We start from the raw sequence: 17,597 nt of genomic DNA, 5'->3' as shown, positions 1-17,597 counted from the left end.
AGGCGAAAATGCGCCGTGAAATTGGGGGCTTCCTCACCGGTCTCGGGTGTGCCTCTGACCGGGAAACTCGGCCGTGGTCGCAGCCTCGCTGCCGGCACGGCGGTCCGCCCGCCAGGTGCGGTAGCCAAACACGATCGACGCGGCGATGAACACCGCGGCGATCACGTAGGCCGCGTTCTTGACCCCCGGGATGGAGGCGGCGTAATACCCCGTGAGCGTCAGGCCGACCCCCCAGGCCACTGCTCCGAGCAGGTTGCTGGTCAGAAACTTGACGTAGTTCATGCGGCCGACACCGGCGATCACCGGCACGAAGACCCGAGCCCAGGGCATGAAACGGGCGATGACGACCGCCCACCAGCCGAATTTGCGGTAGAAGGATTCGGTGCGCGCGATTGCGACGAGGGTGCGGCGGCCGCCGCGGCGCTCGAGATAGCCGCGTCCATAACGCCGACCGAGCAGAAAGCCGACCTGATCGCCGAGAAAAGCCGCGACGCCGGTGCCGACGACGAGCAGCACGATATTGAGGTCCCCGCTCGCGCTCGCGACCAGGCCCGACCCGAAGAGCAACGAGTCCCCGGTGACGAACGGAATGAAGACTCCGAGAAAGAGCGCGGTTCCGGCGAAGACCAGGCCCCACACGATGAGGTAGAAGAGCACGATCCCGGTTGCGCCGAGCAGGTCGCCGAGCTGTTGATCGAGCGCGGCGGCAGGCAGCACGAGAACCCCTTCTGGCGGCGATGTTGCTGGTGCGGGAGAGGGGACTTGAACCCCCACGCTCGAAAGCACAGGAACCTAAATCCTGCGTGTCTGCCAATTCCACCACTCCCGCAGCGACCCGATCAGTCTACTTTGTCCGCCCGGTTCCCGCCGAGCAACTCCCGCTGCACGGCGATGGTGCGCGACCGCAGGGCCGCGACCACGGCGGCCACCGATGGCTGCCGCAGGGACTCGGGGCGCAGCACCATCCAATAGGGGAGCTGTTCGTGAAAGTCTTCCGGCAGCAGCCGGATCAGGTCGGGGTGCCGGTCCGCCATGAAACAGGGCAGAAAGCCGATGCCGGCGCCGGCGCGGGTCGCCTCGACGTGCACAAAGACGTTCGTGGAGCTGACCGAGTCGATCATGGTCGGCACCAGTCGGCGGGGTGCGTCGAGGTCGTCAACCTGCAGCATCGAGTCCACGAAGTAGACGAGTGGATGTCGGGTCAGCTCATTCACGGTGGCGGGAGTCCCGTGCTCGGCCAGGTAACCGCGGGAGGCATACATGCCCAACATATAGAAGCCCAGCCGAAAGGCCTCGGCGCGGTGCACCTGTGGCTCCCCGACGACGATCTCGATATCGAGGCCGGAACGGTGCTGCAGGGCACGCCGGGTCACCGTCACGATTTCCACCCGCAACTGAGGGTGTGAGCGCCGCAGCTCGGCGACGGCGGGCGCCGCGATGTAGGCGCTGAAGCCATCCGTCGCCGACATGCGCACGACCCCCGTGAGCTGCGCCGGGGCATCCATCGGAGCCTGCAGAACACCGACGGCGGCCTCGATGCGTTCGGCCGCCTCCACCGCGCGGCTGCCGAGGTCGGTGACCTCCCAGCCGCCCGTCGTACGGGACAGCACCCGCCCGCCGAGGGCCTTCTCGAGACTCGTGATGCGACGCGAAATGGTCGTGTGGTTGAGGCCCAGGCTGTCCGCCGCGCTGGTAAAACGCCCCGTGCGCGCCACGGTGAGCAAGACGAGCAGATCATCGGGGTTGGGAGGTGTCGCGGGCACGTGGGGGAACGTCATGTCTGCAATTATGCACACGGCCTGTGTCGAAGTGGTTCTTGTTGCACTCAAGGCCTGCAGGAATACTCGGTACAGGCGGCTCACCGAGCCAGCCATCCCTCACCCCACCACCTGTCAGAGACGACAGTGAAGGAGACAGCCATGAGCGTCAATGAGCGTCTGGAAGCCGGCGGGTCGAGTAAATCGGCCGGGCAGCGTGTGCCGGACACAGAGAAGTCGGGCTTGAAAAAGATTGTCGCGGCCTCGATGGTCGGAACCGTCGTCGAGTGGTACGAGTTCTTTCTCTACGCCACCGCCGCGAGCCTGGTCTTCGGCAAGGTGTTCTTTCCCAACGCCGGCAGTGAACTCGACGGCATCATCGCCGCGTTCCTGACCTATGCCGTTGGCTTTATCGCCCGGCCACTGGGTGGCATCGTGTTCGGTCAGATCGGCGACAAGCTCGGCCGCAAGCACACCCTGCAGGTCACCATCATCATGGTTGGTGTCGCGACGTTCCTGATGGGCTGCCTGCCCGGGTTTGACACCATCGGCTACTGGGCCCCGGCACTGCTCGTCGCCCTCCGCTTCATTCAGGGCTTCGCCGTGGGCGGTGAGTGGGGCGGCGCCGTTCTGCTCGTCGCCGAGCACAGCCCCAACAAGTCCCGCGGGTTCTGGTCGAGCTGGCCGCAGGCCGCCGTGCCGGTCGGTAACCTGCTGGCAACTCTCGTGCTGCTGACCATGACCTGGATCCTGCCCGCCGACCAGTTCCTCAGCTGGGGTTGGCGTGTCGCGTTCTGGCTCTCGGCCGTCATCGTCGTCATCGGCTACTACATTCGCACCCACGTCAGCGAAGCCCCGATCTTTCTCGAAGCCCGCGCGCAGGTCGAGGCCGAGAAGGCCATCAGCTACGGCGTGCTCGAGGTCGTTCGCAAGTACCCGAAGGGCATCCTCGGTGCCATGGGCCTGCGCTTCGCTGAGAATATTCTGTACTACATCATCGTGAGTTTCTCGATCGTGTACCTCGTGACCGTGCACCAGTACGACACCAGCCAGCTGCTGCTCGCGCTGCTGATCGCGCACGTCGTGCACTTCCTCGTGATTCCGCAGGTCGGCCGCCTGTCTGACCGGCTCGGCCGCAAGCCCGTCTACCTCGCCGGCGCGGTGCTCGGATCGACCTGGGCCTTCTTCGCCTTTCCCATGTTCGACACGCTCAACCCGGTTCTCATCGTGGCCGCCATCACCATCGGACTGTGCTTCCACGCGCTCATGTACGCCGGCCAGCCGGCCATCATGGCCGAGATGTTCCCGACCCGCATGCGGTACTCGGGGGTCTCGCTCGGCTACCAGGTCACGTCGATCCTCGCCGGCTCGCTCGCCCCGATCATCGCTTCGGCCCTGCTGCAGCGCTTCGAGTCGTGGGTGCCGGTCGCCGTCTACCTCATGATCGCCTGCGCGATCACGGTCGTTGCCGTGGTCACGCTCAAGGAAACCCGCGGGGCCTCGCTGCGTGAGATCGACGCGGTCGATGCCCACAAGCACGGCCTGACCCCGGCAGCCGCGCTCCATGAGTGACCTGATGCACCGTGAGGCCGCCGCCCCGAGGGCCGAGCTCGCGCTGCCGTCGGGCTCGCTGACCGGCCGTCGTGCGGTCGTGACCGGGGGAGCCAGTGGTATCGGAGCGGCCATCGTACGCTCCCTCGCCGAGCGCGGCGCCCACGTGATCGTCGCCGACATGGACGACCACGGAGCCTCGTCGCTCGCCGAGGAGGTCGACGGGTCGAGCTGGCCCGTCAACCTGCTCGACCCGCAGGCGGTGACCGACGCAGCGCTCGCCGAGGCGCTCGACGGCGTCGACATCCTCGTGAACAATGCCGGAATCCAGCGCATCAATCCGATCCAGAATTTCGCGCCGGACGACTTTCACCGCATCATCAACCTCATGCTCGAGGTGCCGTTTCTGCTCATTCGTGCCGTGCTGCCACAGATGTACACGGCCGGTTTCGGGCGCATCATCAACGTGTCATCGGTGCACGGACTGCGGGCTTCGCCGTTCAAGAGCGCGTATGTCGCGGCCAAGCACGGGCTCGAGGGGCTGTCGAAGGTCACCGCCCTCGAGGGCGGCGCCCACGGAGTCACGAGCAACTGTGTGAGTCCCGGATACGTGCGCACGCCCCTCGTCGAGAAGCAGATCGCCGATCAGGCCGCCGCGCACGGCATCCCCGAGTCCGAGGTGCTCAGCCGCATCATGCTCACCGAAAGCGCGATCAAGCGACTCGTGGAACCCGCCGAGGTTGGCTCGCTCGTGGCCTGGCTGGCGTCGACCGAGGCCGCGATGGTCACCGGGTCGAGCTACACGATGGATGGCGGCTGGTCCGCCCGCTGACCCGCTGCATCCGTCGCCTGCTCCAGAAATCCCCGGCACGCCGCCCTCCGCTCTGCGGGGGCGGCGTGCCGGTCAGGACCGGTAACGGGCCGCCAGCTGCGGTGACTGGGCGCCGAACGCTGCGAGGTCCGCGGTGAATACGTTCTGCAGCAGTTCGTTGTGCTCGACTCCGGGAGCAGTGACGGTTTCGCCCAGTTCCAGGCCGCGCAGGCTCGCCGTCACGACGTCGGCAGCGCTCATCCGGGGCACCGCACTGAGGTCCAAGCCCTGGCGCTCATGAAACTCGGTCGCGACGACACCGGGGAGCAGCGCCTGCACGTGCACGCCGTGCGGGGACAGCTCCGCCTGCAGGGTCTGCGACAGGGCAACCGCGTAGGCCAGACTCGAGGCATAGACGGCGCGCCGCAGCGGTACCTGCTCAAGCGTTGCGGGTGCGCTGAAGGCAATCATTCCCGCCACGTTGACGATCTGCCCGGTGCCGCGCGCGACCATCCCCGGGGCGATCGCACCGGCCAGCAGCGTTGGTGCGAGCACCTTCACCCCGACGAGCTCCACCGCTTGCTGCCGCGGCAGCTCGGTGAACGGCTTGTAGTGCGCGACTCCGGCGTTGTTGATCAGCAGCGTCACCGGCTGTGCCCCGACGGCGGCGATGACCTTGTCGATGCCCTCCTGCGTGGACAGGTCCGCGATCACGGTCTGCACGGTGACTCCGGGAAACTCCGTCGCGAGCTCGTTCAGGCGCTCCTGTCGCCGCCCGACCGCGATCAAGTCAACGCCCCGCGACGCCAGACGACGCGCGTATTCGCGGCCAATGCCCGATGACGCCCCCGTTACTACAGCCAACCCGTTCATGGTTCTCTCCATCATTCGTCTGCCGCAATCGCGGCACTGGCGATGCCCACCCGTTCTGCGTGAGAACCCGGATGCGCTTGTGTTCTTTCGATACTGGTGCGGGCGTCTCTGCCGTGGGTATGCCCCGGTGACAGTGGTCTTCACAGGGCTACGACCAGGACCCCTTCGACGACGTACGATTCGGTGATGACACCTGGAGAAAACCTGCTCGGCGAGTATCTCAGCGCCCAGCGCGCACGTGTACGTCCAGCGCAGGTGGGGCTGCCCGCGGGACGCAACCGGCGCGTGCCGGGTCTCCGACGTTCCGAAGTCGCTCTTCTCGCCGATATCAGCGCGGACTACTACCTCCGCCTCGAACAGGGGCGTGACCGACATCCGTCCGCGCAGATTCTCGAGGCCCTCGCCCGCGTCTACGGGCTGGACCCCATCGGAACCGCCTACCTGCTCTCGCTCACCGAGCAATCGCCCCTGCGGCGGCGCCGACGGCCGCACCGTGAAACCGTTCCCGAAGGCATCAGCAAGTTGCTCTCGGCCCTGCAACTGCCCGCATTCGTCGAGGGCCGCTACTTCGACGTGCTTGCCGCCAATCCGCTCGCCACCGCCATTTCTCCCCGACTCCGTCCGGGCGAAAATCGACTGCTCGCGGTCTTCCTCGATCCCGACGAACGAGCCCTCTACCCCGACTGGAACGACACCACCGCCCGACTGGTCGCGGGCTTTCGCCGCTCCGTGGGCACAGACACCAACGACGCCAGATTTATCGAGCTCGTTGGAGAGCTCTCACTCATGAGTGATCGGTTCCGTGTGCTTTGGGCGCAACAGGACGTGCAGGCGCGACAGAGCTGGCCCGTCACGATCGCTCACCCCCTCGTCGGCGAGCTCACCCTCAATCGCGAGAAGCTCGTGATCGGCGACACCACTCAGGCTCTCGTTTTGGCGATCTATCATCCCGACTCTGGCACCGACAGTGCCGACAAACTCGCCCTGCTCGCGTCGTACACCGTAACGGACTCGTTCGCAGACCAGTGACCCGAGTGCCTCAGCCAGAGTGGCGGAAAACCGACTGGCCGCAGGCAAATCACCCTTGCTTGGCGCGCTGTCAAATATGCAGCGCCGGAATATTGCCTGTGGATAACATTCCCACTGAGGGCCGGAATGCTGCATCATGCAGACATGACCGAGGCCGTGCGCGAAATAACCGAGCAAGTCCGCCTGCGCGTGCGCCGCGAGGGCGTTGATCTGGCAGCAGATCGGGGTCTTGCAGAGCAGTATGTGCGCGACGAACTGCGCCGCTACAGCGAACGAGCCCTCGGCGGCCATGGTTCGCTGATTCGGGACGAGCATCAGGCCGCCCGGGAGATCGTCGCCTCGCTGACCGGCTTCGGGCCCTTGCAGCCGCTGCTGGACGACCCCGAGATCGAGGAGATTTGGATCAACGGACCCGATCGAGTCTTTGTCGCACGCGACGGGGTGTCCGAACTGACCTCGATGACGTTCACCGAGCAGGAGATGCGTGACCTCGTCGAGCGCATGCTGCAGGCCTCCGGCCGCCGGGTTGACCTGTCGTCACCGTTCGTGGATGCCACCCTGCCCGACGGCTCTCGATTGCACGTGTTCATTCCGGATATAACGAAGCACAATGTGGCGGTGAACATTCGCAAGTTCACCCGTCGCATCCGTGATCTGAACCAGCTCGTGGAGCTGGGGTCGCTGACCCCGCAGGCCTCAGAATTTCTGCGGATGTGCGTGCTGGCCGGGCAGAACATTCTTGTATCCGGTGCCACCCAGACCGGAAAGACCACCCTGCTGAACGCCCTGCTGTCGGCAACCCGAGCCAGGGACCGCATCGTCACCGTGGAGGAAACCTTTGAGCTCGACCTCACTGCCCGCGACGTTGTCGCCATGCAGTGCCGCCAACCGAGCCTCGAAGGCACGGGCGAGATCACCCTGCGTCGCCTGATCAAAGAGGCGCTGCGCATGCGCCCCGATCGCCTGATCGTGGGAGAGGTGCGCGAGGCCGAAAGCCTCGACCTGCTCATCGCGCTCAACAGCGGGCTTCCGGGGATGTGTTCGATTCACGCCAACAGCGCCAGGGACGCTCTGGCCAAGCTGTCGACGCTGCCGTTGCTGGCCGGTCGCAACATCGACTCGGCCTTCGTGCTGCCCACCGTCGCCGGGTGCATCGACCTGGTCGTGCACTGCGAACTCGACCGCCAGGGGTTTCGTCGGGTCTCGGAGATCATCGCTCCGAGCGGTCAGCTGAGCGGCTCTCTCATCGAGGCGAGCCCGATCTTTCTGTCGCCGGACGGGCGACTCACCGCGACCGGCGGGTATCCCACGAAGCTCGCCAAGTTTCGGGCGGCCGGGCTCGACCCGGCGATCGTGCTCGGGCCGGGTGCCGCATGACCGGCGGCGTGCTTCTGGCCGGGGCAGCCCTCGGCGGGGTGTTGGGTGCCGGCCTGGTGCTCGTGCTCGCCCCCGTGCTCTGGCCGGCTCGGGTCGCCGCCGAACCGACCAGGCGCGGTGCCGGACAGCGGATGCGCACCCTGCTGGCTCAGGCCGGCCTCGGCACCGTTCCGGTCACGGGATTCGTCGCGGTTTCTGCGGTTCTGGGCCTTGCCGGCGCCGGGCTGGCCCAGGGGCTGCTGAGCGTGGCCGCACTCACTACGATCGGGGGTCTGGGCAGCGCCGCCGCACCGCTGCTCGTCGTGGCGTGGCGGGCCCGCACCCGGCGCCGGGCGAATCGCACGGTGTGGCCCGATGTCGTCGATCATCTGGTATCGGCACTTCGTTCGGGTCTCGCCCTGCCCGACGGCGTGAGCAGCCTTGCCCACACCGGCCCGCTCACGACCCGCGCCGCATTTGCCGCTTTCGAGCGTGAGTATCGGGCCACGGGAAACTTCGCGCAGTGCGCGGCGCACCTCAAGGAACAACTCGCCGACCCGATCGCAGACCGTATCCTCGAAACACTGCGCATGGCTCGCGAAGTCGGCGGCAGTGACCTGACGGTGGTGCTGCGGAGTCTGGCCGCCTGGCTGCGCCAGGATGCGGCGATTCGATCCGAGGTCGAGGGGCGTCAGTCGTGGATCGTCAACGCGGCTCGACTCGGGGTCGCGGCCCCGTGGATCATCCTGGTGCTGCTGGCCTCCCGGCCCGAAGCGGCATTCGCCTACAACACTCCGACGGGGAGCGTCGTGATTGCCGGGGGGCTCCTCGTCTCGATCCTGGCCTACCGGTTCATGATCGCCCTCGGCCGGCTGCCAGAGGAACGGCGGTGGTTTCGATGACCGCGGTAACCTCTGCGCTCGGATGGGCCGTGCTCTGCGGCACGGGCCTCGGCGTCGGCCTGTGGTCACTCGTGAGCCTGACGCCCCGGCTCAGCCGCCCCCGACTCATCGACCGGGTAGCGCCCTACATTCTTGATGTGTCGAGCGCCGCTCGGGCGTTTGTCGGGCGCAAAACCGTCGACCCGATCCCTGTTCTCGGCAGCCTCGCAGCCCCGATGCTGGGAACCCTCACCCAACTGCTGGCCCGCGTTCTGGGCGGAGCAGAGGCCGTCGAACGTCGGCTGCGGCAGGCCGGGCTGACGCATACGGTCTACGAGTTTCGGTTTCGACAGTTGGTCTGGGCGCTGGCAGCGCTCGCCGCCGGCGCGGTGTTCGTTCTCGTCGCCCCGGCCGCCCGCTCGCTGCCCGTTGCCCTTCAGCTGATGGCGCCGCTGCTCGCGGGGCTCGGCGGAGCGCTCTGCCGGGACGCCCTCCTGCAGCGGGCGGCCGTGCGTCGGCTGGCGCGGATGAGCAGCGAGCTGCCCACCGTGCTCGAATTTCTCACACTCTCGCTCTCGGCGGGCGAGGGAATCCTCGACTCGATTCGACGCGTTTCGGCGTCGAGCTCTGGTGAACTCTCCCGCGAATTGGGTGGAGTCGTGACCGAGGTGCACACGGGCCTGCCGCTCGCGTCGGCCCTCGCTTCGATGGCCCGCCGATTGGACCTGCCCGAGGTGAACCGGTTTGCCGACCAAGTCACCGGTGCCCTCGACCGAGGGTCGCCACTCGCCGAGGTGCTGCGCGCACAGGCTCAGGACGCCCGCGAGCAGGCCAAGCGCGGCCTGCTCGAGACGGCCGGCAAGAAGGAGGTGGCCATGTTGGTTCCGGTGGTATTTCTGATTCTTCCGATGACCATCCTCTTCGCAATTTTCCCCGGTCTCGTCGTCTTGCAGACCGGCTTCTAGTTTTCACGAGCACTCTCGGCCCGACACGAAAGCAGGTACGCAATGTTCACCTTTCTGACCCGGTACTTCTTCTCGATCACATCCCGGCTGCAGTGGAGTCGGCGTGCACCGCGCTGGGCCGAGGAACGCGGTGACGTGCCCGGCTGGGTGTTGATCACCCTGATGACCGCGGGCCTCGTGCTGATAATCTGGGGGCTGGCCGGCCCCGCGCTGAGCGGTGTCTTTCAACAGGCGATCGACCGCGTGAGTGCCTTCTAAGACGATGGTCTCGCGACGGATGTCCGCCCGCGCCCGGGTGCAACGGCTACGCTGCGGCCGTGCAGCCGACAGCGGTTCGGCCGTCGCCGAGTTCGTCATGGTGGTCTCCCTGTTGACGCTGCTCACCCTGTCGGTGATGCAGCTTGCCCTGGCCCTGCACATTCGCAACACCGTGCTGGATGCGGCGGCCGAGGGTGCCCGGTATGCCGCGCTCGCCGGCCACGTGCCGGCGGACGGCAGCCTGCGTACCCGTGATCTCATCAGCGCCGCGCTGGGAGATCGCTTCGCCGCCGACGTCACCGCGAGCATTGAGACCGTGAGCGGGGTCTCGACCGTGGCGGTGCGGGTACGCGCTCCGTTGCCGATTCTCGGGCTGCTCGGCCCTCAGGACGGGCTCGAGGTGACCGGGCATGGGGCTCTCGAAACGCTCGGCTAGCGCGTTTCGCTGGGTCGGTGCGATTAGCTCGGGCAGACAGGTTCGCGAGACCAGACGGGCAGGCTCGGCCAGACCAGTACACGAGTCCGGTTCGGCGTCGCTCGAGTTTCTCACGGCCGGGTTCTTGTTATTGGTGCCGCTGGTCTACCTCGTCGTGACACTCTCGGTGGTGCAGGCCGGAGCTCTTGCGGTCGAAGGGGCCGCCCGGCAGGCCGCGCGGGTCTACGTGCAGGCTCCCACCGAACAGGTCGCCGCCCGGCGGGCCGCTCTGGCGGTTCAATTTGCGCTGGCCGACTACGGGCTCAACGCCGACGAGGCCACGGTGCGGGTTACCTGTAGCGGTGGCGGCGAGGGCTGTCTCACCCGCGAGGCGGCCGTCACGGTGACCGTGGGCCTGAACATCGTGCTTCCGCTGGTACCCGATGTCCTGTCGCTGAAAAGCGCCGCGAGCATCCCGCTGCGCGGCTCCGCTACCCAGATTGTGTCGCGGTTTCGGGATGTGCCGCGCCTTCAGGAATCCCGGCGCCTTCAGGAATCACCGCGTCTTCAGGAAACACCGCGCCTTCAGGAAACACCGCGCCTTCAGGAAACACCGCGCCTTCAGGAAACACCGCGCCTTCAGGAAACACAGTGAACACGGTCGGGCGCCGCCGAACGAGCAGGCGAGGGAGCGGCGAGCAGGGCTCAACCCTGTTGCTGACGATCTTCTACGGGATGCTGGCGACGAGCCTGATTCTCGTGGTCGTGGCGGCGACGTCACTGTATCTCGAGCGCAAGCGCCTGTTTACCCTCGCCGACGGCGCGGCCTTGGCGGCGTCGGAGGCGTTCACCCTCGATACCTCCTCGGGCACGGCCGCTCCGCACCTGAGTTCCGTGGCGGTGTCAGAGGCTGTTGAACGATTTTTGGCCGTCGCGCTGCACGACGGCTTTGAGGGCCTGGGTGTTCGTCGGGCCGTCGCCGTGGACGACATCGGTGCGAGCGTGACGCTGATCGCCTACTGGCGGCCGCCGGTGCTGAACCTGGTTCTGCCGACCGGCATTCCGCTCGAGGTCACTGCTGACGCCCGGTCGGCGTTCGGCGGCCGGTGACGGCAGCCGACGACGACGGCCATTGGAGGCGATGCGGAAACTTTCCACAAGTCCCGTCATCTTTTGAGCATTAATCAAAATTGCGTGTAGACTAACCCCAACTCGTAGTCGACAAAGGAAGCCTCCTACCTTGTAGGGGGCATTTTTTATTACACGGCTCGGCCCCTACCCGGGTCGGGCTTGTCAGGAATTGTGAATTGGATCGAACGTGGTTCGGTTTGGGAACCTGTCCATACGGTGTGGCCGCCACCGTGTGCCCCAGTTTTTTCGCGGCACTGTTTCACCCATTGTGATTGACCGTGATACTCATGGACGTAATCCTGGACATGCGCAGCGTCTCGCTGCTTGATTTTGAATCTGTGCTTCCCTGCGAGGGGGTGCACCACGACCGCGGACTCAGCGGGCATGTGCCAGCCGAGTCTGGGGGCTTTATGGTGATCTCCCCGTGCTGTGGTCCCAAAGTCATCCAGTGCTCGCCTCGGGTCGCCGCGATGCAGAGTTCCGGCGTTCTCTATTGCGGGGTGTGCGAACGTGAGCACCTGACGAGCGAGTATCGGTTCATTCCGCTTGACAACCCGTAACCGCTATTCGACGCGAATTCCGAGGTGAGCGGCCAGTAGGGGAGCGAGCAGCGACAGCTGCACGTCGTCGATCGTGGTGCCGCGCAGACCGTCGAGGCCGTGGATGGCACCGAAGTCGCTCGAGCGCAGATCGACGTCGGTGCTGCGCGAACCGGTGACGTCGAGCGTGCCGATCCGGCAGTTCTGCAGCTCGACCCGCTGCAGTGTCGCGCTGCCCAGATCGAGTTCATCGATGATGCAGTTGGACAGCAGCACATCGGTGAGCGTCGCGTTGCGCAGGTTGACGAAGTCGAGCTTGGACCCGTCGATGTGCACAGACCGCATGGTCGCCTCGTAGGCTTCCATCGACCCGATGCGGGCGTGGTCGATGCGCACGTCACGCCAGGTGGATCGGGGCGCGCTGAAGACCGGCGCGTGCAGGTCGGTGAAGAGGCTCTCCGACACGGTCATCCCGCGCAGGGTTGCCTCATTCAGGTCGACCCCGACGAATTCACACTCCTCGAAGGTCGCACCGGTGAGATCCTGGCCGCCCAGGTCGATGCCGGTGAAGCGCTGCGCCTCGCATCCGTCGCCGCGTCGCAGGGCGGTGCCGTCGTGGTCGGTGAGGCCCTCGAGCCTGACCGTGTCGATCAGTGGTGAGCGAGTGCCGGCCGTCTGGCGCGGGCGGGCCACGCCTAAACGGCGGGCGTGGTCGGGGCGACGGTCAGCTCGGCCACCGGTTCGAGCACGAACACGGGAATTTCGCGATCGGTTTTCACCTGGTAATCGGCGTAGTCGGGGAACGCGGCCACGGAACGCTCCCACCAGAGCGCCTTCTCGGCGCCGGTGACTTCGCGGGCACGCATGTCCCACTTACGGGTGCCGTCCTGCAGCTCCACGAGCGGATGCGCGATCACGTTCGCGTACCACACCGGGTTTTTCGGGGCGCCGCCGAGGGACGCAACAGCGGCGTAGGCGCCCTCGTGTTCGACGCGCATGAGCGGAGCCTTGCGCAGCTTGCCACTCTTGGCGCCGAGGGTCGTGAGCACGATCACGGGCATGTCGCGCATCGTGGTGCCCTCTGTGCCGCCTGACCCTTCGTAGAGTTCGACCTGGTCGCGCACCCACTGGGATGTGCTGGCTTCGTATTCTCCGATGAGGGGCATACAACCCAGAACCACCGGCACGGGCTGACTATTCCCGGATGCTCGCGGCCAGCGGCCTCATCGGCGCGGGTGCGGCGCGTATCGCGGAATATAGCGGCCGAGCAGGATCGCCCCGCACAGGCCCAGCACGCCCATGACGCCGCTGGCCAGCGAGAGCGAGGCGAGCGCGGTGATGCCGGCGACGCCCAGCGGGGCCATGGCGCTGCCGAAGTCGGCCGTGAATCGCCACGCGCCCAGAAACTGGGCCGGGTCGTGTCTCGGGGCCAGATCGGCGCCGAGCGTCATGATCAGGCCGCTTCCGATTCCGTTGGCGAGGGCCAGGAACATGGCGACGGCGATGAACCACTCGACGTTGCTCGGCAGGTCGTGGGTGGTGGCGAGTACGAGGTGGCCGACTCCGAGTCCGATCAGCGAGGGAACCGCGGTCCAGATGCGGCCAAAACGGTCCATGATCTGGCCGCTCGCGTAAAACAGGGCGAAGTCGATTCCCCCGGCGATGCCGATGATGAGGGCGGTCTCGGGCGCGCTGATGCCGATGCTGACCGCCCAGAGCGGCAGGATGACGGTGCGGCTGGCCCGCATTGCGCCGACCAGAGCGGCCCCGGTGCCCAGCCGGGTGAGCACACCACGATGGCTCCAGATCGTCTGGAACAGGCCGACGACCGGCGGTGCCTGCGGCTGCGAGGCGGGCTGCGCTGCCGACCGGCTGGAATCGGGGCGGCCGGGGCGGGCGAAGGTGCTCGACGGGTCGGGCAGCAGAAGCAGAACCGTGGCAGCGGCGAGGCTGCACACGATGAACATCCAGAACACCGACTGCGTGCTGCCGGTGAGGTAGATGAGACCGGCCGAGAGCAGCGGCCCGATGAACCAGCCGGCCCGAAAGACGCCGCCGAGGGTCGAGAGGGCTCTGGCCCGATAGACGAGCGGCACATAGGTCGTCATGAAGGCGTGCCGAGCGAGCGAGAAGACGGCCGTGGCGACTCCGACCAGAAAGATGCCGATACCCAGCACCCAGGGGTTGGGCGCGCTCAGGCAGATCAGCACGGCTCCGATGGTCAGCGCGGATGACCAGATCATGGCATTGCGCTCGCCGATGCGGGATACGACCCAGCCGCTCGGGATATCCCCGATCAGTTCGCCGAACATGATCATGGCGGCGATGAAACCGGCCAGGGCGAGGGTGGCGCCGAGATCATCGGCCACGAGCGGGATCAACGGAATGATGGCGCCCTCACCGATCGAAAACAGCAGGGTCGGCAGAAAAGCGACAAGGGCGACCGATCGCAGGCTGAAGGGGCGCTCCGGACTACTCATAGATTTCGATGCTACGCCAGCTGCCCGTATCCACTGCGACCGGGCGTGCGGGCCCGCACGTGTGAGGGGTCTGGGCCGGTAGGCTGGGTCGACATGATTGACCTGGATTTTTCGGAGCAGATCGCCGCACTGCGGACCACCTTTGGCGATATTCGTGCGGTGGTCGATGTTGAGCGGCTGCGGGCCGACATTGCCGAGCTGAGCGAGCAGGCGGGGGAGCCCGACCTGTGGAACGACACCGAGCATGCCCAGAAGGTGACGAGTGATCTCAGCCACCGACAGAGTGCCCTCGCCCGGATGGAGAGCATCGAGTCTCGTCTCGACGACCTCGAGCTGCTCGTGGAGATGGCCAATGAGGGTCACGGCGACCAAGATTCCGCCGACGAGGCCACGATCGAGCTGGCGAGCCTGCAGAAACTGCTCGGCGAGCTCGAGGTGCAGACCCTGCTGAACGGCGAATTCGACGAGCGCAACGCCGTCATCACCATTCGCGCCGGTGCCGGTGGCGTGGACGCCGCGGACTTCGCCGAGATGCTGCTGCGCATGTACCTGCGCTGGGCCGAACAGCACGATTACCGCACGAGCGTGCTCGACATCAGCTATGCCGAGGAGGCCGGTATCAAGTCGGCCATCGTCGAGGTCGACGCGCCGTACGCCTTCGGCACGCTGAGCGTCGAGGCCGGTACCCACCGGCTGGTGCGCATGAGTCCCTTCAACTCGGCCGGCAAACGCCAGACCTCGTTCGCGGCGGTCGAGGTTGTGCCCCTGATCGAACAGACCGAGTCCATCGACGTTCCCGACGGCGATATTCGCGTCGACGTTTTTCGGTCGAGCGGCCCCGGCGGCCAATCGGTGAACACGACCGACTCCGCCGTGCGCATCACCCACCTGCCGACCGGCACTGTCGTGAGCTGTCAGAACGAGAAGAGCCAGATTCAGAACCGCGCGGCAGCGATGCGCGTTCTGCAATCGCGCCTGCTGCTGCTCGAGCGCGAGAAGGAGGCCGCGACGAAGAAGGAACTCGCCGGCAACATCACGGCGAGCTGGGGCGACCAGATGCGCAGCTACGTGCTCGCTCCGTACCAGATGGTCAAGGACCTGCGCACGAACCACGAGGTCAACAACCCGACCAACGTGTTCAACGGCGACCTCGACGGTTTTATCTCCGCCGGCATCCGCTGGCGCAAGAAGACACCCGCGGAGTAGCTTTCGGCAGCCCCGCCGGAGCTTTCCAAGCTTGGCATTCGGTGGGTGGGGCGAGTCGCAAGTCGATATTCAGCCGCTGCGTGCCTAGGCTCGACTTGCCATGATCCGATTTGATCACATATCCAAGAAGTATCCCGGTACGACCCGACCGGCGCTGAACTCGATTGACGTCGAAATTCTGCGTGGTGAATTCGTCTTCTTGGTCGGTGCGTCCGGCTCGGGAAAGTCAAGTTGCCTGCGCCTCGTGCTCAAGGAAGAGAAGCCCACCAGCGGCAGCATCCACGTGCTCGGCCAGGACCTGCGGTCGATCTCGAACCGCAAGGTGCCCTACTTTCGCCGCAACCTCGGGGTCGTCTTTCAGGACTTTCGGCTGCTGCCCAACAAAACCGTCTTCGATAACGTGGCGTTCAGCCTGCAGGTCATCGGCAAGTCGCGCGGCTTCATTCAGGAAGCCGTGCCCGACACCCTGAAGATGGTCGGGCTGGCCGAGAAGGCTCAGCGTTTTCCCCACGAACTATCCGGTGGTGAGCAGCAGCGCGTGGCCATTGCCCGGGCCATCGTCAACAAGCCGCAGATTCTGCTCGCCGACGAGCCCACCGGAAACCTCGACCCGACCACGAGCGCCGGCATCATGGCGCTGCTCGCCAGCATCAACGCCGGTGGTACGACCGTGATCATGGCCACCCACGAAGCCGGAATCGTCGATGAGATGCAGCGCCGCGTGATTGAGCTGGTCAACGGCGAGATCGTGCGTGATGAGCGCCAGGGCGGCTACGCCACCGCGGCGATCCCCACCGTCACCGCTGCCGCGCAGACCAACGCCACGCGCCTCGAAGCCGCGGCCCGTCAGGCCGAGGTGCCGGCTGGTGTGGCCGAACCCGTGGCCCATCCGGTGCGGGTGGGCGCCGGAGCCGCCGACCAGCCGCTCACCTTTCCCTCTGTCCCCATCGCCGCCCACTCTGTGCCCGCTTCTGCTGCGGCGGCTGCCGCCGCGCCTGCGGGCGCCGAACGGATGCCCGCTGCGGAACCGGTTGCCGTTTCGGCCGCCGAGTCTGATCCGCAGCCGGTGGTCGTCACGGCCCCCGACTCCGGGATGCCGGTCACCCGGTTCGCACCGGTTCGTGCGGCCCAGCCGGCGCCGGTCGTGCCGGAGACGGTGGCCCCCGCCGCTGCGCCGGTTGGCGAAGCCGCACCGGAAACCACACCGCACACCGCATCCGACCTCACGGCCGATGCCGCGCCCGAACCCGCATCTGCGGGCGCTGCCGCAGATTCTGCACCTGTCATGGCTCGCCCTGTCGTACCCGCAGCCGCACACGATGCCGCCGACCAGCTGACCCTCGCCGAGAAACTCGGCCTGAGAGCGCCAGGCGAAAAACCCGACCAGACCGGCGAACAGAATGTAGGACCCACCCGATGAGACTGGGATTGGTACTTTCCGAGGCCGCCAACGGGTTGCGCCGCAACGCATCGATGGTCGTGTCCGTCGTACTCGTCACCTTCATCTCGCTCACCTTCGTGGGGGCAGCGGTGCTCATGCAGATGCAGATCGGCCAGATGAAAAGCTTCTGGTACGACAAGGCGCAGGTGGGTATCTACATGTGCACGGCGATCTCGCCCGGTGATACCTGCACGGCGGGTGAGGCATCCGCTGAACAGATCGCGGCGGTCGAAGCCCAGCTTGAGTCACCGACCCTCACCGAGTTCGTGGACCAGTACTACTTCGAAACGCACGAGCAGGCGTTCGAGAACTTTCAGAAGCAGTTCGCCGGCAACCCGGTGGCCGACTATGTGACGGCCGACCAGCTCAACCAGACGTTCTGGGTGAACCTCAACGATCCGTCACAGTCGGATGTGCTCGTCGAGAGCCTGTCCGGCGTTGCCGGGGTCGAGAACGTCGCCGATCAACGTAAGTATCTGGACCAGATCTTCTCCGTGCTCAACGTGGCCAGCTACACGGCGATCGGAATTGCCGGGCTGATGCTCGTCGCGGCGGCCCTGCTGATAGCCACGACCATCCGTTTGTCTGCATTCTCGCGGCGCCGGGAACTCGGCATCATGCGGCTGGTGGGGGCATCAAACCGGTTCATTCAAACCCCCTTCATTCTGGAGGGTGTGTTTGCGGCGCTGCTCGGATCGCTGCTGGCGGGAGGCGCGATCGTGGCTCTGGTGAACTTCTTCGTGCAGGGCTATCTGGGGCAACGCCTTACCGGGTTTGCCCTGGTCGGCCTCGATGACGCACTGATTGTGGTTCCGATTCTGCTGGTCGTCGGTGCGGTGCTCGCCGCGTTCTCGGCCAACTTCGCCATCACCCGGTATCTCAAGGTCTAGGCCTCAAGGTCTAG

At 66.2% G+C, this 17,597-nt stretch carries 19 protein-coding genes and 1 tRNA gene; 13 read left to right on the top strand and 7 right to left on the bottom strand.

Going from position 1 to position 17,597, the window contains the following annotated elements; all coding sequences use genetic code 11:
* Positions 1 to 33: 33 nt before the first annotated feature.
* The 3 genes from E3T55_RS08965 to E3T55_RS08955 all read right to left on the bottom strand — a co-directional run bounded on the left by E3T55_RS08965 (position 34) and on the right by E3T55_RS08955 (position 1,778).
* Positions 34 to 717 (bottom strand): DedA family protein, encoded by a 684-nt coding sequence (locus E3T55_RS08965; protein ID WP_241992967.1) that lies wholly within the window; start codon positions 715 to 717, stop codon positions 34 to 36.
* Positions 718 to 744: 27 nt separating this feature from the next.
* Positions 745 to 829, bottom strand: a tRNA-Leu gene (locus E3T55_RS08960).
* Between the two features lie 10 nt (positions 830 to 839).
* Positions 840 to 1,778, bottom strand: coding sequence for a LysR family transcriptional regulator (locus E3T55_RS08955; protein WP_134519213.1), 939 nt, complete (start codon positions 1,776 to 1,778; stop codon positions 840 to 842).
* A gap of 141 nt (positions 1,779 to 1,919) precedes the next feature.
* Between E3T55_RS08955 and E3T55_RS08950 the strand changes: the two genes are divergently transcribed.
* Together E3T55_RS08950 and E3T55_RS08945 are read left to right on the top strand one after the other, a co-directional pair.
* Positions 1,920 to 3,329 (top strand): MFS transporter, encoded by a 1,410-nt coding sequence (locus E3T55_RS08950; RefSeq protein ID WP_134519212.1) that lies wholly within the window; start codon positions 1,920 to 1,922, stop codon positions 3,327 to 3,329.
* A gap of 4 nt (positions 3,330 to 3,333) precedes the next feature.
* Positions 3,334 to 4,140: a 3-hydroxybutyrate dehydrogenase gene (locus E3T55_RS08945; protein WP_198418546.1), complete on the top strand. Its 807-nt coding sequence runs from the start codon at positions 3,334 to 3,336 to the stop codon at positions 4,138 to 4,140.
* A 72-nt stretch (positions 4,141 to 4,212) separates the two neighbouring features.
* Here E3T55_RS08945 and E3T55_RS08940 read toward each other — a convergent pair whose 3' ends face one another.
* On the bottom strand, positions 4,213 to 4,992 hold the full coding sequence (locus E3T55_RS08940; RefSeq protein WP_134519211.1) for an SDR family NAD(P)-dependent oxidoreductase: 780 nt from the start codon (positions 4,990 to 4,992) through the stop codon (positions 4,213 to 4,215).
* Between the two features lie 186 nt (positions 4,993 to 5,178).
* On the opposite strand from E3T55_RS08940, the gene E3T55_RS08935 reads away from it, so the two are divergent.
* From E3T55_RS08935 to E3T55_RS08900, 8 genes are all read left to right on the top strand, one after another.
* The gene (locus E3T55_RS08935; protein ID WP_134519210.1) at positions 5,179 to 6,021 is read left to right on the top strand and encodes a helix-turn-helix domain-containing protein; all 843 of its coding nucleotides are present in this window, start codon (positions 5,179 to 5,181) and stop codon (positions 6,019 to 6,021) included.
* A gap of 144 nt (positions 6,022 to 6,165) precedes the next feature.
* Positions 6,166 to 7,398: a TadA family conjugal transfer-associated ATPase gene (locus E3T55_RS08930; protein WP_134519209.1), complete on the top strand. Its 1,233-nt coding sequence runs from the start codon at positions 6,166 to 6,168 to the stop codon at positions 7,396 to 7,398.
* Positions 7,395 to 8,279, top strand: a complete 885-nt coding sequence (locus E3T55_RS08925) for a type II secretion system F family protein (RefSeq protein ID WP_134519208.1) — start codon at positions 7,395 to 7,397, stop codon at positions 8,277 to 8,279. Before E3T55_RS08930 ends, E3T55_RS08925 begins: the two co-directional genes overlap by 4 nt.
* Positions 8,276 to 9,223: a type II secretion system F family protein gene (locus tag E3T55_RS08920; protein WP_134519207.1), complete on the top strand. Its 948-nt coding sequence runs from the start codon at positions 8,276 to 8,278 to the stop codon at positions 9,221 to 9,223. Before E3T55_RS08925 ends, E3T55_RS08920 begins: the two co-directional genes overlap by 4 nt.
* A gap of 42 nt (positions 9,224 to 9,265) precedes the next feature.
* Positions 9,266 to 9,481 carry a hypothetical protein gene (locus E3T55_RS08915; protein WP_134519206.1) on the top strand — a complete coding sequence of 72 codons (216 nt, stop codon included), beginning with the start codon at positions 9,266 to 9,268 and terminating at the stop codon, positions 9,479 to 9,481.
* A complete protein-coding gene (locus tag E3T55_RS08910; protein WP_420897990.1) occupies positions 9,471 to 9,917 on the top strand; it encodes a TadE/TadG family type IV pilus assembly protein in 447 nt (148 codons plus the stop codon). The genes E3T55_RS08915 and E3T55_RS08910 overlap by 11 nt, the downstream gene beginning before the upstream one ends.
* A 154-nt stretch (positions 9,918 to 10,071) precedes the next feature.
* Positions 10,072 to 10,551: a hypothetical protein gene (locus E3T55_RS08905; protein WP_174775450.1), complete on the top strand. Its 480-nt coding sequence runs from the start codon at positions 10,072 to 10,074 to the stop codon at positions 10,549 to 10,551.
* The gene (locus E3T55_RS08900) at positions 10,548 to 11,006 is read left to right on the top strand and encodes a pilus assembly protein TadG-related protein (RefSeq protein WP_241992966.1); all 459 of its coding nucleotides are present in this window, start codon (positions 10,548 to 10,550) and stop codon (positions 11,004 to 11,006) included. The genes E3T55_RS08905 and E3T55_RS08900 overlap by 4 nt, the downstream gene beginning before the upstream one ends.
* 584 nt (positions 11,007 to 11,590) lie before the next feature.
* Here E3T55_RS08900 and E3T55_RS08895 read toward each other — a convergent pair.
* The 3 genes from E3T55_RS08895 to E3T55_RS08885 are packed head-to-tail and all read right to left on the bottom strand — an operon-like array spanning position 11,591 to position 14,046.
* Positions 11,591 to 12,259: a pentapeptide repeat-containing protein gene (locus E3T55_RS08895; RefSeq protein WP_134519205.1), complete on the bottom strand. Its 669-nt coding sequence runs from the start codon at positions 12,257 to 12,259 to the stop codon at positions 11,591 to 11,593.
* Between the two features lie 2 nt (positions 12,260 to 12,261).
* Positions 12,262 to 12,732, bottom strand: a complete 471-nt coding sequence (locus E3T55_RS08890; protein WP_134519204.1) for a nitroreductase family deazaflavin-dependent oxidoreductase — start codon at positions 12,730 to 12,732, stop codon at positions 12,262 to 12,264.
* A gap of 57 nt (positions 12,733 to 12,789) precedes the next feature.
* The gene (locus tag E3T55_RS08885; RefSeq protein WP_134519203.1) at positions 12,790 to 14,046 is read right to left on the bottom strand and encodes an MFS transporter; all 1,257 of its coding nucleotides are present in this window, start codon (positions 14,044 to 14,046) and stop codon (positions 12,790 to 12,792) included.
* Positions 14,047 to 14,139: 93 nt separating this feature from the next.
* On the opposite strand from E3T55_RS08885, the gene prfB reads away from it, so the two are divergent.
* From prfB to ftsX, 3 genes are all read left to right on the top strand, one after another.
* Positions 14,140 to 15,252, top strand: coding sequence for a peptide chain release factor 2 (prfB, locus tag E3T55_RS08880; protein WP_134519202.1), 1,113 nt, complete (start codon positions 14,140 to 14,142; stop codon positions 15,250 to 15,252).
* A gap of 100 nt (positions 15,253 to 15,352) precedes the next feature.
* On the top strand, positions 15,353 to 16,672 hold the full coding sequence (ftsE, locus tag E3T55_RS08875) for a cell division ATP-binding protein FtsE (RefSeq protein WP_134519201.1): 1,320 nt from the start codon (positions 15,353 to 15,355) through the stop codon (positions 16,670 to 16,672).
* Positions 16,669 to 17,583, top strand: coding sequence for a permease-like cell division protein FtsX (ftsX, locus tag E3T55_RS08870; RefSeq protein ID WP_134519200.1), 915 nt, complete (start codon positions 16,669 to 16,671; stop codon positions 17,581 to 17,583). Before ftsE ends, ftsX begins: the two co-directional genes overlap by 4 nt.
* The last annotated feature ends 14 nt before the right edge of the window (positions 17,584 to 17,597 follow it).

Origin of the sequence: Cryobacterium frigoriphilum, from assembly GCF_004403305.1 — a bacterium.
GTDB lineage: Bacteria > Actinomycetota > Actinomycetes > Actinomycetales > Microbacteriaceae > Cryobacterium > Cryobacterium frigoriphilum.
This window is presented reverse-complemented; position numbering and strand designations above follow the sequence as displayed.